The sequence below is a fragment of the Nonomuraea sp. NPDC050153 genome (genome assembly GCF_044460125.1).
Lineage (GTDB): Bacteria > Actinomycetota > Actinomycetes > Streptosporangiales > Streptosporangiaceae > Nonomuraea.
This window is the reverse complement of sequence record NZ_JBITJQ010000009.1, coordinates 69,352-84,068: the sequence shown is the minus strand read 5'-3', so window position 1 is coordinate 84,068 and position 14,717 is coordinate 69,352. Positions and strand designations below refer to the sequence as shown.

Here is a 14,717-nt window from a genome sequence, read left to right as displayed (position 1 = left end):
CTTTCAGAGACAGGTTTCCCGCCGCCGCCCTCACTTGTCAACCGTGCGATCACGTGGCGGTGCCGTGCTGTCACGCACGTGCAACTCCATCGGCAGGTAGACCGGCTCCCCGTCGTGCCCCTCGGTCATGAGAGCCTCCAGGATCTCGGCCGCCTGCCTGCCGAGCTGCCCGCGGGGCACCGACACCGTGGTCAGGCTCGTGTGCGCCACGTGGTCCAGCGCGATGTCGTCGAACCCGACCACCGACAGGTCCTCGGGCACCCGCACCCCGAGCTCGCGCATCCGGGTCACCGCCCCCAGGGCCACCAGGTCGTTGTAGGTGGTGAGCGCGGTGGCGCCGGTGCCGGCCACCTCGGCGGCGGCCTCGTACCCGCTGCGGCTGGTGGACCCGCACGGCAGGATCGTGACGGAGATGCCGAACGCCCTGGCCGCCTCCAGCGCCCTGATCCGCTCGGAGTTGGCCCAGGACACCTCGGGCCCGCTCAGGTAGGCGACCCGGCGGTGGCCGAGCTGCGCCAGATGGCCGCAGATCAGCATCATCCCGCCGAAGAAGTCGGCGGAGACGGCGGGCGCGGCGAGGCCGGGGACGATCCGGTCGAGCAGGACGAGCGGGTGGTCCCGGGCGGTCAGCACGACCAGGTCGGCGCGCTCCATGCGGGAGGAGCAGAGCAGCACCCCGTCGCAGCTGCGCATCAGGTCCTCGACCAGGTCGTGCTCGATCGCGGGGTCGTCGTCCGACTCCATGACCATGACGCGGCGCCCGTGGGAGCGGGCGACGGCCGAGACCGCCTTGAGCACGTCGGGAAAGTAGGGGTTGGCCAGGTTGGGGACCAGCACGCCGACCGTGCCCCACTCCCCGCGGGCCAGGCCCTGCGCCGCGGCGTTGGGCCGGTAGCCCAGCTGCCTGACCGCGTCGTGGACGCGCGCCGCCAGCGAGGGGTCGACCTTGGCCGTGCCGTTGAGCACGCGGGAGACGGTCGAGGGTGACACTCCCGCCGCCGCCCCGACGTCGCTGATCGTCACCCGGGACGGGCGGCCCTGCCGCAGATTACGCACCCGCTCCTCCTCCCTCAGTGGAGCGCCCGTCAGCCGAGCAGCCCGCGTAGATGGTCAAGGTCGCGCCGTACGGCCGCCGTCGGGTCGGCCGTCGGGTAGTGGACGTGCAGCGACAGCGACCCGGTGTAGCCGCGGGCGCGCAGCCCGGGGACGATCTCCGGCCAGGGGACCACGCCTCCGTCCGCGAACGGCTGCCACTCGCACACCCAGCCGTCGGCGGTGGAGCGCCAGACGGCGTTCTTCACTCCCATGCAGGCCATCCGATCGCCCAGCAGGTCGACGTTGAGCGCCCATGCCTCGCTGCCCTCCTTGGCCTGGTTGCCGGGGTCGGCGTAGAAGCGCACGTCGTTCAGGTCGCCGGCGAGCGCGAGGGCGAGCGACGCGGATGGATGGATCGTACCGTGATGCAACTGGACCGCCAGCCGCGTGCCGTGCCGGGCGGCGAGGTCGGCCAGGCGCGACAGCGCGGCCCTGGACTCCTCCAGTTGACGGCGGTATCCGGCCGCGGGGTCGTAGCGGTAGAAGCCCGCCCGTACGAGGGGGACGCCGCTCTCGCCGCAGGCCGCGATGATCCGTTCGGCGTCCGCGCCGACGTCGAGCAGGTCGGTGGTGACGACGTCGAGGGTGAGCCCGCGGCTCTTCAGCTCGGCGGCGACGACGGCGATGCCGCCGGGGTCGGCGGGGCTGACCGTCTGCCCCTCGCGCACGAGGAGGTCCGCCCCGTCGGCGCCCAGCGAGGCCAGGTTCTCGGCCAGCAGGGCGGGGTCGATGGGGCCGAAGGGCTTGGTGAAGGCGAGCAGGCGCACACGTACTCCCGAAGTCAGAAAGCGCTTGTAGAGATTCTTTCCGACACGCCGATCGCCGACGCACCGGAGTCGAAGAGTGCCAGGAAAACGAGCATATTTCAGGCGTCCATCGACGGTAAGGGCCATCGGCAGACAGGCCCCATGACTGAGCATCGATCTGAAACCGCTTTCTCACAAGTCTTGAATCGGACTGTGACCGGGGTTACTCTCGACCCACCTTCGGGCAAGCGCTTACCAAGTGCCCGAGTGCCCCTCTGACCTCCGTCTCTCGGGAGGGCTTCATGAACCCCCATCGGCCAGCGGTGATCACCGCAGCCCTGGCGTCACTGCTCGTGGCGGCCTGCGGCACATCGACCAACAGCAGCAGCGGTGGCGGCGGCTCGCAGACCACGCTGCAGATCTGGGACTTCTCCGCCGAACAGGTGAACTTCCACAAGGACATCGGCGCCGAGTTCACCAAGGAACATCCGAACATCAAGATCGACTGGCGCTCGATCACCCAGGCCGAGTACATGAAGACCCTGCCTCTGGCCTTCCAGAGCAACCAGGCGCCGGACATGTTCTACTGGAACGCGACCGGGCTGTCCCAGCTGCTGGACCAGAAGTGGATCAGCCCGCTCAGCCCGGGCGGCACCGTCCCCGCGGACTTCGCCAAGCGCTGGCCGGACGGGTCCTTCCTCGAAGGCATCAACATGCAGGACGGGAAGACGTACGGCTTCCCGTTCTCGGAGAACCTCTACTGGGGCTCCGGCTACATGTTCCTCAACAAGCAGGTCTTCCAGCAGGCCGGGCTGGACGTCAACAACCCGCCCAAGACCTGGAGCGACCTGAAGAACACCTGCGCGCAGATCAAGGCCAAGACCAAGGCACAGTGCATCGCCGCGCCCACCAAGGGCGTGGACATGCAGCGGATCTGGTTCGGGCTGATCAGCAGCGTCTCGACGGACGAGTTCTTCGACTACAAGACGGGCAAGTTCGACCTGACCGAGCCCGCGCAGCAGAAGACCTTCACCTTCATCCAGGAGCTCAACAAGGCCGGCTACCTGGCGCCGGGCACCAACGACAAGAACTTCTCCCGCCAGCAGTTCGCCGCCGACCAGGCCGGCATCATGTTCGACGGCACCTGGCTGCCGAGCGTGTGGGCCAGCCAGGGCTTCACCAGCGACAAGTACGTGGTGGCGCCGCGCCTCAACCCCGACGGGGGACAGACCGGCGCGGCCGGCCGCAGGTACGACACCAACAAGTACTGGGTCAGCTCGCAGACCAAGAACCCCGACGCCATGTGGACGTTCATCCAGTGGATGACCGACCCCGACGGCTACTTCGTCAAGCAGTACTACAAGAGCGCCTTCGGCACGCTGGCCTACGTCGACAACGACAAGATGGTCACCGACCCGGCGCTCCGGCAGATCATGAAGATCGGAGCGTCGCCGGGCTACCGGGTCCAGCTTCCCGTCCCGCTGCTCAAGTGCCCCGACATCGCCAAGTCCAAGGCGTACGTCAACGCGCTGGCCAAGAACCCCGACGGGGAGTGGGCGGCCATGGGCGAGGCGCTGGTCACCGGCCAGCCCCTGGCGTCCGTGGGCGCCGCCATCGTCAAGCAGCGGCAGGCCGCCCTGGAGGAAGGGCTCAAGCAGGAGGCGGCCGGCGGGCTGAAGGTGTCGATGGACTGCTACACCTTCCCCGACTGGGACTACACGAAGGACTTCACCAAGGACATGTACCCGAGCTGACTCTCCCGCGTGAGGACATCCATGACAACCACCGCCCCCGCCCCGGCACCGGGCAGGGAGAAGGTGACGGACCGGGCGCCCGCCGGGCGCGCGCCCGAACGCGCCGATCACTCCCGCGAGCGCGTCCGCGGCCTCGACCGGGTCTGGCTGCTCGTCTTCCTGGTCCCCTTCCTCCTGCTGTACCTCGGCTTCACCATCTGGCCGCTGGTCGCGACGGTCTACTACTCCTTCTTCGACTGGTCGGGTATCGGCCCCATCGAGAACTTCGTCGGGGCAGGCAACTACGGCTCGATCCTGGTCGACCCGCTGTTCTGGGTCTCGGTCGCCAACACGCTGGTCTTCGCCCTGCTGACCACCGTCATCAAGCTCCCGATCTCGCTGGTGGCGGCGATCCTGCTCACCCGCAAGTGGCTGCGCGGCAAGCGCTTCTTCCGGACCATGTTCTTCGCGCCGCTCATCATCCCCGTCGCCATGGCGGGCCTGGTCTTCACCTACCTGCTCAACCCGTCCAACGGCGCGCTGAACGCGATCCTGCGTGACCTCGGCCTGGTCGACCAGGGGTTCGACGTGTTCGCCAACCGGTGGAGCGCGCTGCTCGTGCTCGTGCTCGTCTCGGTCTGGCAGATCTTCGGGCAGTACATGATCTACTGGATCGCGGCGCTGCAGAACGTGCCGGAGGAGGTCTACGAGGCGGCCGCCATCGACGGCGCGAGCGAGTGGAAGAAGCTCACCCGCATCACGCTGCCGATGATCAGGCCGGTCGCCGTGATCATCACCCTGCTCGGCCTGGTGAACGCCATGCACGTCTTCGGCCTCGTCGTCACGCTCACCGCGGGCGGGCCGGGCACCAGCACGTACGTGGTGTCGTACTTCATCTACCAGAACGCCTTCGGCGCGGTGCCGTTCGCCTACGGCTACGCCTCGGCCGCCGCGCTGCTGTTCTCCGTCATCGCCTTCGTCCTGGTCACCGCCCAGGGCGTCGCCGTCCGCCGGGCCCAGCGGCTCAGGAAGGAGTACGGCGTCTGATGGCCACGATCACTCAGGCCACCAAGCGGCGCAGCCATGCCGTGCGGGCCAACCTCATCGCCCTGCCGATCCTGCTGGTCGTCGGGCTCGTGTGGGTCTATCCGTTCCTGTGGACGATCTCGGCGGCGTTCAAGACCCAGGCCGGGATGTTCACCAGCGGCGCGAGCCTGATGCCCGACCAGCTGAACTTCGACAACTTCGTGCGGGCCTGGGTCAACGCCGGGTTCTCCGGATACTTCTTCAACACGGTGCTCTACTCGGTCGCCTCGACCCTCATCGAGCTGGTCAAGGCGGCTCTGTGCGGCTACGTGCTGGCCAGGTACGAGTTCCCCGGCCGCACCCTGCTCTACCGGATGATCGTGGGGACCCTGTTCATCCCCGTCGCCTCGATCATCGTCCCGCAGTTCGTGCTGCTCGAGAACCTCGGCCTGCTGAACACGCGGGCCGGGGTCATCCTGGCCATGTCCGGCGGCGCCGGCGCGCTCTACGTCCTGCTGTTCGTCGGGTTCTTCTCCAGCGTCCCGAGCGACCTGTTCGAGGCGGCCAAGCTCGACGGGGCCGGCTTCCTCAAGACGTTCGGCCTCATCCTCCCGCTGGCCAAGCCGGTCATCGCGGTGGTGGTCATCTTCCAGTTCATCAGCAGCTGGAACGAGTTCAACATCCCGCTGGTGTTCACGCTCGGCCAGCCCGACCTGCAGAACCTCGCCGTCGGGATGCTGTCCTTCCAGGGCGAGCACGCCACCGACTGGACCGGGTTCGCCGCCGGGATGACGATCTCGTTCCTGCCGATGCTGATGATCTTCCTTTTCTTCCAGAACTACTTCACGCGCGGCCTGGCCGGCGCCACGAAGGGGTGACAGACCGCTTGGAGATGAGGCACGGGGCGTTCGCCTACACCTGGGACCTGGTGGGCGACCCCGCGGCGGCCGAACGCATCGCCGAGCTCGGCGTGAGCACGGTGACCCTGCAGGCCGCGTACCACTCGGTCCGGGCCACCACCCCGTGGCATCCGCGCCACCGCATCGTGCAGGCCGACCACGCGGCGGCCTACTTCCGGCTGCGCCCCGACCGCTGGCGCGGGCGGCTGCGGCCGTACCCGCCGAGCTGGGGGGTGCCGGACGAGGACAGGTTCGGCACGGCGCTGGCCGCGCTGGCGGGGGCCGGGCTGCGGGCCGAGGCCTGGATGGTGCTCACGCACTCCTCGGTGCTGGGCCGCGAGGCACCCGACCTGACGGTCAGGAACGCCTACGGCGAGTCCTACCCCTACGCGCTCTGCCCCGCCCAGCCGGCCGTCCACGACTACGCGCTCACCCTCGTGAGCGAGGTCTGCGAGCAGTACGACGTGCCCGCGCTGATGCTGGAGGCGTGCGGCTGGCTGGGCGCGGAGCACGCCGGCCACCACGAGAAGACCTCCGGCGCCTACCTGTCCGCCTGCGGCCGGGCGCTGCTGTCGCTCTGCCTCTGCCCGGCCTGCCGGGCGGGGCTGGCCGGGCGGGGCCTGGACGTCGAGGAGTTGGCGCGCGACGTGCGCGCCGCCGTGGACGGAGAGCTCCAGCGGGGCGTCCCGGCCGGGGCGAGCCTGGGCGACGCGCTCGGCCACGAGCGCGCCCAGGCTCTGTACGATCACCGCGGCCGCGTCATCGGCGACCTGGTCCGCGCCGTGGCGGCGCCGGCCGGCGGACGCGAGCTGCTGCTCATGGCCACCGACGACCCGCAGGTCACCGGCCCCGACGTGGGGATCGACCTGGCCTGCTTCGACGCGCCGGTCGACGCGTACGTGCTCAAGTGCTGGGGCCCGGAGGAGGCGGCCCTGGCCCAGGTGAAGGCCGCGGCGAGTCGCACCGGGGTGCCCCTCGTCGCCAACCTGACCGTGCTGGAGGACGGCCACGCCCGGGTCCCGGCCCTGGCCGCCGACCTGGTCGCCGCGGGAGCGCGGCAGCTACGTTACTACCACGCCGGGCTGGGCTCACCCGCCCGCCTGGCCAGCGTGCGGGCGGCGGCTCGCTTGAAGGAGAGACAATGCTGAACGGCGTGTACGTGATGGACCCGAACCGCTTCGACGACGTCTACGGCCCGCAGGCCCGAGAGGCGATCGAGCGGCACCTGGCCATCGCCTCGCCCCCGCTCACCGCCGACCAACTCACCCCCGACGTGCTGAGCGACCTCGACGTGCTGGTCACCGGGTGGGGAGCGCCCAAGCTGGACCCCGACCTGCTCGCCGCCGCGCCCAAGCTCTCGCTGGTGCTGTACGGGGCGGGCTCCATCCGCTCGATGGTCACCCCGGAGATGTGGGCCAGGGGAGTGCGGGTCACCTCGGCGGCCACGGCCAACGCCGAGCCCGTCGCCGAGTTCGCGCTCTCGCAGATCCTGTACGCGCTCAAGCACGGCTGGCGCTACGTGCTGGCCGCCCGCGCCGCCGCCGCCACCGCCCCGCGCGGGCCCGAGCTCGGGGCGTACGGCGCGACGGTCGGGCTGGTCTCGCTCGGCGCCACGGGCCGGGCCACGGCGCGGCTGCTCGCCCATCACCGCCTCGACGTGCAGGCCTATGACCCGTACGCCGACCCGGAGCAGGCCGAGCAGCTCGGCGTGCGCCTCGTCGGACTGGCGGAGCTGTTCGCCACCTCCGACGTGGTCAGCCTGCACTCGCCGCTCACCCCTGAGACGCACCGCATCGTCGGCACCGAGCTGCTGGAGTCGATGAAGCACGACGCCACCCTGATCAACACGGCGCGCGGCGGCCTCGTCGACGAGGCCGCGCTCGTGGACGTGCTGAGCCGGCGGACCGACCTGTTCGCCGTCCTCGACGTCACCGAGCCCGAGCCGCCCGTCGCCGGGTCGCCGCTGTTCACGATGCCCAACATCGTCGTCACCCCGCACGTGGCGGGCAGCCTGGGCCACGAGCGCCGCCGCCACGGGGAGGCGATGGCCGACGAGCTGGCCCGCTACGTCGCCGGGGAGCCGCTGCTGTACGAGATCACCGAGTCCGGCCTGGCGAGAAGGGCATGAGCAGCGTCACCCTGGTGCTGCTGCCGCCGCACGATCCGGCCACCGCGGGCTGGCGGGCCCGGCTGGAGCAGGCGGTGCCGGAGCTCGTCGTGCTCCAGCCGGACACCCAGGAGGAGGCGGCGCACGCGCTGGCGGAGGCCGACGCCGCCTACGGCACGCTGCCCGCGGACCTGCTGGCGCACGCCGGTCGGCTGCGCTGGTTGCAGGCCCCGCAGGCCGGGCCGCCTCCGGGGTTCTACCATCCGGCCCTGGTCGCGCACCCGGCGCAGGTCACCAACATGCGTGACACCTACACCGACCACGTGGCCGCGCACGCGCTGGCGCTCGTGCTCGCGCTGGCCAGGGGCCTGCCCAGGTACGTCCGCGAGCAGGCCCGCGCGCGCTGGGCGCCCGACTGGGAGCCCGGCGCCGTGCTCTCCATGAGCGAGGCCACCGCCCTGGTGGTGGGGGTCGGGGCGGTCGGGGCCGAGGTCGGCAGGCTGCTGGCGGCGTTCGGCACCAGGGTCGTGGGCGTGGACGCCCGGCGCGGCGGCCCCGTGCCGGGCTTCGCCGAGCTCCTGCCGGCCGACGCCCTCGACCGGCTGCTTCCCGAGGCGGACCTGGTCATCCTCACCGTGCCGCACACGCCCACGACCGAGGGCCTGATGGACGCGCGGAGGCTGGCGCTGGCCAAACCCGGGGCGTACGTCGTCAACATCGGCCGCGGGCCCACCATGCGGCTCGACGACCTGGCCGCCGCCCTGTCCGAGGGGCGCCTGGCCGGCGCGGCCCTGGACGTCTTCGAGACCGAGCCGCTGCCCGCCGATCACCCGCTCTGGCGGCGTCCCGACGTGCTCATCACCCCGCACGTGGCGGGCGTGGGGCCGCATGCCGACGAGCGGCGCTTCGCCGTACTGCTGGAGAACGCCCGGCGCTTCGTGGACGGGCGGGAACTGATCAATCTGGTCGACAAGTCCGAATGGTACTGATCACGTGAATCGGATAGCACGCGTCGAGAGCTTCACCGTTGCCCTGCCCTCGCTGCGCGACTTCGCCGTCGCGGGCGGGTCCGTCGTCCAAGGAGGCCGTCCGGCCATCAGAGTGCTGGTGAAGGTCACGGCCGACGACGGAGCCGTCGGGTGGGGCGAGGCCACCCCGATTCCCTCCTGGACGTACGAGACCACCGAGTCCATCGTCTCCACCATCGAGGGCTACCTGGCCCCGGCGGCGGTCGGCCGTCCGCTGTGGGATCTGGACGGGCTCTGCCGCGCCTTCGACCGCACCATCAGCAAGGGCTTCTCGATCGGCATGCCGCTGGCGCGCGCGGCGGTCGACGTGGCCTGCCACGACGCCTTCGCCCGCAGCCGCGGCCTGTCGCTCGGCGAGCTGTGGGGCCGGCGCAGGCGCGACACCATCGAGCTGGCCTGGATCGTGGCCACCGAGTCGGCGGAGGTGGCCGCGGACTCGGTGGCCGAGGGCCGCGCGCACGGCTACCGCCACGTCAAGGTCAAGCTCGGCCTGCACACCGAGGACGAGGACGTGGCGATCGTGGAGGCGGTGCGCGCCGCCGCCCCCGACGCCGTGCTCTGGGTGGACGCCAACCAGGGCTACACGGCCGCCGCCGCGCTCCGGGTGGCCAGGCGCCTGGTCGACCTGGACGTCGCCGTCTTCGAGCAGCCGTTGCCGTCCAACGACGTCGCAGGGCTGCGCCGCCTGCGCGACGCCAGCCCCATCCCGGTGGCCGTGGACGAGAGCCTGCGCCACCCGAGCGACCTGGCGACGTTCGTCCGGCTGGACGCCATCGACGTCGCCGTCGCCAAGGTGCAGCGCTGCGGCGGCCTGACGCTGGCGCTGCGCCAGTGCCAGCTCGCCGAGGACTGCGGCCTGGCGATCATGGGCTCGGGGCTCACCGAGTCCGACGTCGGGCTGGCCGCCTCGCTCCACCTGTTCGCCGCGTTCGGCGTGGACACGCCGGTCGACCTCAACGGCCGCCAGTTCATCACCAGCCCCTACGCCACGGATCCGGTCATCACCGTCGCCGACGGCGTCGCCCACGTGCCCACCGGCCCCGGCCTGGGGATCGGCGTGGACGAGGACGCGGTCCGCGCACTCGCTCTCGGAGCCGGCCCGCGCGTGTTCACGTGACCGCCTTGAGGTCGAGCACCCAGAGCGTGTCGCCGGCCTAATCGTCGGAGCGCCGCGCGAACGAGGCCGCGGATCCAGGAGGAGGCCGGTCAGGCGGTGGGGGCCGGGCGGCGTGGGGCCCGCAGCCCGAGCGCGCGCCGGCCGGCCTCGACGAGGTGCTGGAGCAGGGCGTCGTCGTCGACCTGGATCAGCGCCGGGCCGGCCGCGGCGGCGATGCCGGCCAGCACCACGGTGGCGTTGACGTACCCGGCCGGGCCGGGGGTGACGTCGGCGAGGATGGTCAGCTGGCGGTTGATCAGGTCGCGGGTCTCCGGCTGGCCGCGCAGCAGGTCGATCGCTCCGGGGTCGGTGGCGAGGACGGCGACCACGGCCCGGTGCTCCACGGCGAGGGTGGCGTAGCCGGTGAGCAGGTGCTCGGCGCGTGCGTGGGGGGTGCGTTTCGTCTCGGCCGACTCGACGGCGGCCCGCAACTGGCGCAGCGCGGGCTCGACCACCGCGCTGAGCAGTTCCTCGCGGGTGCGGAAGTGGTGGTAGACGGCGGCCTTGGTGATGCCCATCTCGTCGGCGATCATCTGGAGCGACGTGCCCGCGAAACTGTGCTGGGCGAACAGGCGAACCGCGACGTCGATGAGACGCTGCCGGGTGTCGGGTGCGATGGACCCCTTTCGAGCGGTTCTCACTGTCACGTCTGCTCCTTCGGGCGCTGTCCGATCTCTCTGAGGCTCCGATCCTAGCTTGCCGATCGGCAAGCTTCCAACCTGCCGATCGGCAAGTGATTTAGCTCACAAGTGCTGGCTCTTCACCTAGCCGATCGGCTAGGAATGTGCTTGTCGATCGGCTAGGCCGTGCCGAGATCGAGACGAGGCGAAGGAGAGACACATGACAGCTGCCACGAGCCAGGCGACGGCGTCCGCCCCCGGCTACCCGATGCCCAGGGACAGCGGCTGCCCGTTCCACCCACCGGCGGACGTGCGGCGGCTGACCGCCGAGAAGCCCGTCTCCAAGGTGCGGATCTGGGACGGCAGCACGCCATGGCTGATCACCCGGCACGCCGACCATCGGGAGCTGCTGAACGATCCGCGCATCAGCATCGACGAGAAGCTGCCCGGGTTCCCGCACATGACCAGAGGGCGGGCGGAGGCCGCGAAGGCCACCCCGGCCCTGATCGCCAACACCGACGCGCCCGAACACACCCGCCTGCGCCGGATGGTCAATGCCCCGTTCACCGTCAAGCGGGTCGAGGCCCTGCGCCCGGCGATCCAGAAGATCACCGACGATCTGATCGACTCCATGCTGGCCGGGCCGAAACCCGCCGACCTCGTCACCGCGCTGGGCCTGCCGGTGCCGACGCTGGTGATCAGCGAGCTGCTGGGCGTGCCGTACGGGGAGCACGAGTTCTTCCACCGCAACAGCACCGTCGCGGTGAGCCACAGCGCGTCGGCGCAGGAGGCGCAGGAGGCGGGCGCCGCGCTCTACGGCTATCTCGACGGCCTGCTGGGGCAGAAGCTGGCCGCTCCCGCCGACGACATGCTGTCGGAGCTGGCCGCCCGGATCAAGGCCGGCGAGATGACCCGCGCCGAGGCCGTCACCATGGGCGTGGCCGTGCTGATCGCCGGGCACGAGACCAGCGCCGGCATGATCTCCCTCGGCACGCTGCTCCTGCTGAGCCACCCTGAACAGCTCGCCGTGCTGCGCGACGCCGACGACCCGAAGGTGGTCGCGAACGCGGTCGAGGAGCTCCTGCGCTACCTGACGATCGTGCACACGGGAGTCCGCCGGATCGCCCTGGCGGACATCGAGATCGGCGGCCAGGTCATCCGGGCCGGGGACGGCATCGTCTTCGACGTGTCCGCCGCGAACTGGGACGCCGGCACGTTCCCCGAGCCCGAGCGGCTCGACCTGGGCCGGGCCGCGCGGCAGCACCAGGCGTTCGGGTACGGGCCGCACCAGTGCCTGGGCCAGTCGCTGGCCCGCGTGGAACTCCAGGTCGTGTACGGCACGCTCTTTCGCCGCGTGCCGACACTCCGCCTGGCCGTGCCGATGGACGAGGTCCGGTTCGCGTTCGAAGGCATCGCGTACGGCCTGCGTTCCCTGCCCGTCACCTGGTGACCGACGAGTCTCAAGGAAGGAAGAGACCCCATGCGAGTGGAACTGGACGAACCGAAGTGCGTGGCGTCGGGGCAGTGCGTGCTGGCCGCCCCCGAGGTGTTCGACCAGCGGGACGACGACGGCGTCGCGGTCCTGCTGGACGAGACTCCCGCCGCCGAACTGCTGGACGGGGTCCGGGAGGCCGCGGCGATCTGCCCCGCGGCGGCGATCCGGCTGGTGGCGCGATGAAGCGGATCCTCGTCGTCGGCGCCTCGGCCGCCGGGCTGGCCGCGGCCGAGACCCTGCGCAGGGAGGGCTTCGGCGGCATGCTGACCCTCGTCGGCGACGAGCCGGCCGCCCCCTACGACCGCCCGCCGCTGTCCAAGCAGATCCTCTCGGGGGAGTGGAGCGCGACCCGGCTGCCGCTGCGCTCGCCCGCCGACCTCGACGCGCTCGACCTCGACCTGCGCCTCGGGGCCGCCGCGACAGGTCTTGACCTCGCCGAACGCACGGTGCGGCTGGCGGACGGCGCCGCGGTGCCGTACGACGGGCTGATCGTGGCCACCGGGGTGCGGCCGCGCCGCCTGCCCGGCCGGGGTGCGCACGTGCTGCGCACCCTGGACGACGCCCTGGCTCTGCGGGGGCGGCTGGGGCCCGGGCGGCGCCTGGCCGTGGTCGGCGCCGGGTTCCTCGGGGCGGAGGCCGCGGCGGTGGCCCGCGGCCTCGGCTGCGAGGTCACCCTCCTCGAACCGGCGCCGGTGCCGCTCGCCCACGCCCTCGGTGAACAGGTCGGGCGCGTGCTGTCCCGGGCCCACCTGGAGCACGGCGTGGACCTGCGCACCGGGGTCACCGTGACCGAGGCGGGCGAGGGCGGGGTACGGCTCGCGGACGGCGGGTCGGTCGAGGCCGACGAGATCCTGGTCGCCGTCGGCTCCCTGCCGAACACCGAATGGCTGGCCGGCAGCGGCCTGACGGTGGCCGACGGCCTGGTGTGCGACGAGTACTGCGCCGCCGCGCCGGACGTGTACGCCGCCGGGGACGTCGCCCGCTGGCACAACCCGCTGTTCGGCACGTCGATGCGGATCGAGCACCGCACCAACGCCGCCGAACAGGGCATGGCCGCCGCCCGCAACCTGCTCCACCCCGAGGCGCGCAGGCCGTTCGCCCCGGTGCCCTACTTCTGGTCCGACCAGTACGACATGAAGATCCAGGCGTACGGACACCTGCGCGGCCACGACGGCGTCGCCGTGGTGGAAGGAGACCTGGACGAACGCCGCTTCCTGGCCGCCTACCGCACCGGCGACCGCCTGACCGGAGTGCTCACGGTGGGCATGCCGCCCAAGGCGATCCGCCCCTGGCGGCAGGTGATCGCGACCGGCGCCGACCGGCACGGGGCCGACCGCCTCCCCGCCTCGGCCTAGCCATTCCCACCTCCGGAAAGAGAGTCTCCCCATGGCCACGATGAAGTCCGTCCGGACCGGCGCGCAGGGCACGGTCGACGTGGTGGACGTCGAACGTCCCGTCCCCGGCCCCAAGGACGCCCTGCTGCGGATCCGCGCCTGCGGCATCTGCGGCACCGACGTGACCTTCCTGCACCTCGGCGGCATGCCGCTGGGGCCGGGCGGGCAACTGGTCCCGATCCCGCTCGGACACGAGCCGGCGGGCGAGATCGTCGAGGTGGGCGCCGAGGTCACCACCCTGAAGGCCGGCGATCGCGTCGTCGTCAACCCGCAGTCCGCCCCCTCCGGCATCATCGGCTGCGGCGGCGCGCAGGGCGGCATGAGCGAATACCTGCTCATCGAGGACGCCGTCGCGGGCCAGAGCGTCGCGGTGCTTCCCGACGCGGTGCCGTTCGCCGTCGCCGCGCTCAACGAACCCATGGCGGTCGCCCGCCACTGCGTCAACCGCTCCGGGGCCGGACCGGGGGACAAGGTCCTGGTGTTCGGCGCCGGGCCCATCGGCCTGGGCGCCGCGATCTGGCTGAAGCTGCGCGGGGTCGAGCACGTGGTCGTCGCGGACGTCATCCCGGGCCGCCTGGAGACGGCCCTGGCCGTCGGGGCGGACGCCGTCATCGACTCCTCGCGCGAAGACGTGGCCGCGCGCCTGACGGAACTGCACGGTGAGAGCGCCGACTCCCTGGGCCGCCCCCGCCCCGGCACGGACATCTACATCGACGCCGCGGGCGTGGCCGCCGTCGTCAACACGGCGCTGTCGTCGGCGAAGTGGGGCGCCAAGCTGGTCACGGTGGCCGTGCACAAGAAGCCCGAGCCCATCGACCTGGGCGCGATCCTCGGCAGCGAGCTGACCATCCTAGGCTCCCAGGGCTACCCTACGGAGATCTTCGAGGTGACGCAGGAGATCGTGCGGCACCAGGAGCGCTTCGCCCGGCTGATCAGCCACACCGTTCCCTTCTCCGAGGTGGAGCGCGCCTTCGAGCTCACCCTGACGCCGGGGGCGGCGGAGAAGGTGGTGGTGACCTTCGACGATCACCCGGGGGCAAGCTCGACGATTTGAGCCTGGTTTGTGGCTTTGATGACGTTGTTCGGGTGGTCCGGATGGCAGCGTGAATGGATGGGGGTTCATCCCGGGGGGAGGAGACATGACGAGATGCCGGGTTCCGTGTGTCCTTCTCGTCTCGGCCATGGCCGTCGTGCCGGTGCCCGAGGCCGCGGCGGCGCGACAGGCGCAGTGTCCTTCACCGGGCCCCTCGCCGGCCGCGGGCGATGGCCAGGCGGGCGGGCTCGAAGGTCACCGAGTTCCCCGGCGGCTCCCACCTCACGCTCATCTCGCACCCCGACGCCGTGACGCGGGTGATCGAGGACGCGATCTGCTCCGTACGCTGAATCCGGAGATCCCGCTCCCGCGAACAACACAGAGA

14 protein-coding genes are annotated in these 14,717 nt (G+C 71.4%); 11 read left to right on the top strand and 3 right to left on the bottom strand.

What is annotated here, in order from left to right; all coding sequences use genetic code 11:
* Positions 1 to 30: 30 nt before the first annotated feature.
* Positions 31 to 1,056: a LacI family DNA-binding transcriptional regulator gene (locus tag ACIBQ1_RS23355; protein WP_397280474.1), complete on the bottom strand. Its 1,026-nt coding sequence runs from the start codon at positions 1,054 to 1,056 to the stop codon at positions 31 to 33.
* A 29-nt stretch (positions 1,057 to 1,085) separates the two neighbouring features.
* The gene (locus tag ACIBQ1_RS23350; RefSeq protein WP_397280472.1) at positions 1,086 to 1,862 is read right to left on the bottom strand and encodes a sugar phosphate isomerase/epimerase family protein; all 777 of its coding nucleotides are present in this window, start codon (positions 1,860 to 1,862) and stop codon (positions 1,086 to 1,088) included.
* A 281-nt stretch (positions 1,863 to 2,143) separates the two neighbouring features.
* Between ACIBQ1_RS23350 and ACIBQ1_RS23345 the strand changes: the two genes are divergently transcribed.
* The 7 genes from ACIBQ1_RS23345 to ACIBQ1_RS23315 are packed head-to-tail and all read left to right on the top strand — an operon-like array spanning position 2,144 to position 9,751.
* Complete coding sequence (locus ACIBQ1_RS23345) at positions 2,144 to 3,595, top strand: ABC transporter substrate-binding protein (RefSeq protein WP_397280470.1); 1,452 nt, start codon at positions 2,144 to 2,146, stop codon at positions 3,593 to 3,595.
* A gap of 21 nt (positions 3,596 to 3,616) precedes the next feature.
* On the top strand, positions 3,617 to 4,621 hold the full coding sequence (locus tag ACIBQ1_RS23340; RefSeq protein WP_397280469.1) for a carbohydrate ABC transporter permease: 1,005 nt from the start codon (positions 3,617 to 3,619) through the stop codon (positions 4,619 to 4,621).
* Positions 4,621 to 5,478 (top strand): carbohydrate ABC transporter permease, encoded by an 858-nt coding sequence (locus ACIBQ1_RS23335; RefSeq protein ID WP_397280467.1) that lies wholly within the window; start codon positions 4,621 to 4,623, stop codon positions 5,476 to 5,478. The genes ACIBQ1_RS23340 and ACIBQ1_RS23335 overlap by 1 nt, the downstream gene beginning before the upstream one ends.
* An 8-nt stretch (positions 5,479 to 5,486) precedes the next feature.
* Positions 5,487 to 6,647 carry a hypothetical protein gene (locus ACIBQ1_RS23330; RefSeq protein ID WP_397280465.1) on the top strand — a complete coding sequence of 387 codons (1,161 nt, stop codon included), beginning with the start codon at positions 5,487 to 5,489 and terminating at the stop codon, positions 6,645 to 6,647.
* The gene (locus ACIBQ1_RS23325; RefSeq protein ID WP_397280463.1) at positions 6,641 to 7,627 is read left to right on the top strand and encodes a hydroxyacid dehydrogenase; all 987 of its coding nucleotides are present in this window, start codon (positions 6,641 to 6,643) and stop codon (positions 7,625 to 7,627) included. The genes ACIBQ1_RS23330 and ACIBQ1_RS23325 overlap by 7 nt, the downstream gene beginning before the upstream one ends.
* A complete protein-coding gene (locus ACIBQ1_RS23320) occupies positions 7,624 to 8,595 on the top strand; it encodes a D-2-hydroxyacid dehydrogenase (RefSeq protein ID WP_397280462.1) in 972 nt (323 codons plus the stop codon). Before ACIBQ1_RS23325 ends, ACIBQ1_RS23320 begins: the two co-directional genes overlap by 4 nt.
* 4 nt (positions 8,596 to 8,599) lie before the next feature.
* On the top strand, positions 8,600 to 9,751 hold the full coding sequence (locus ACIBQ1_RS23315; protein ID WP_397280460.1) for a mandelate racemase/muconate lactonizing enzyme family protein: 1,152 nt from the start codon (positions 8,600 to 8,602) through the stop codon (positions 9,749 to 9,751).
* A gap of 89 nt (positions 9,752 to 9,840) precedes the next feature.
* On the opposite strand, the gene ACIBQ1_RS23310 is transcribed toward ACIBQ1_RS23315, so the two are convergent.
* Positions 9,841 to 10,437: a TetR/AcrR family transcriptional regulator gene (locus ACIBQ1_RS23310; RefSeq protein ID WP_397280458.1), complete on the bottom strand. Its 597-nt coding sequence runs from the start codon at positions 10,435 to 10,437 to the stop codon at positions 9,841 to 9,843.
* A 193-nt stretch (positions 10,438 to 10,630) separates the two neighbouring features.
* On the opposite strand from ACIBQ1_RS23310, the gene ACIBQ1_RS23305 reads away from it, so the two are divergent.
* The 4 genes from ACIBQ1_RS23305 to ACIBQ1_RS23290 are packed head-to-tail and all read left to right on the top strand — an operon-like array spanning position 10,631 to position 14,353.
* Positions 10,631 to 11,860, top strand: a complete 1,230-nt coding sequence (locus tag ACIBQ1_RS23305; RefSeq protein WP_397280456.1) for a cytochrome P450 — start codon at positions 10,631 to 10,633, stop codon at positions 11,858 to 11,860.
* Positions 11,861 to 11,890: 30 nt separating this feature from the next.
* Entirely contained in the window at positions 11,891 to 12,088 is a 198-nt protein-coding gene (locus ACIBQ1_RS23300) for a ferredoxin (RefSeq protein ID WP_397280454.1), read from the top strand.
* Entirely contained in the window at positions 12,085 to 13,260 is a 1,176-nt protein-coding gene (locus ACIBQ1_RS23295) for an NAD(P)/FAD-dependent oxidoreductase (RefSeq protein WP_397280453.1), read from the top strand. The genes ACIBQ1_RS23300 and ACIBQ1_RS23295 overlap by 4 nt, the downstream gene beginning before the upstream one ends.
* Before the next feature lie 31 nt (positions 13,261 to 13,291).
* Positions 13,292 to 14,353 (top strand): zinc-binding dehydrogenase, encoded by a 1,062-nt coding sequence (locus ACIBQ1_RS23290; protein WP_397280452.1) that lies wholly within the window; start codon positions 13,292 to 13,294, stop codon positions 14,351 to 14,353.
* Positions 14,354 to 14,717: the final 364 nt, after the last annotated feature.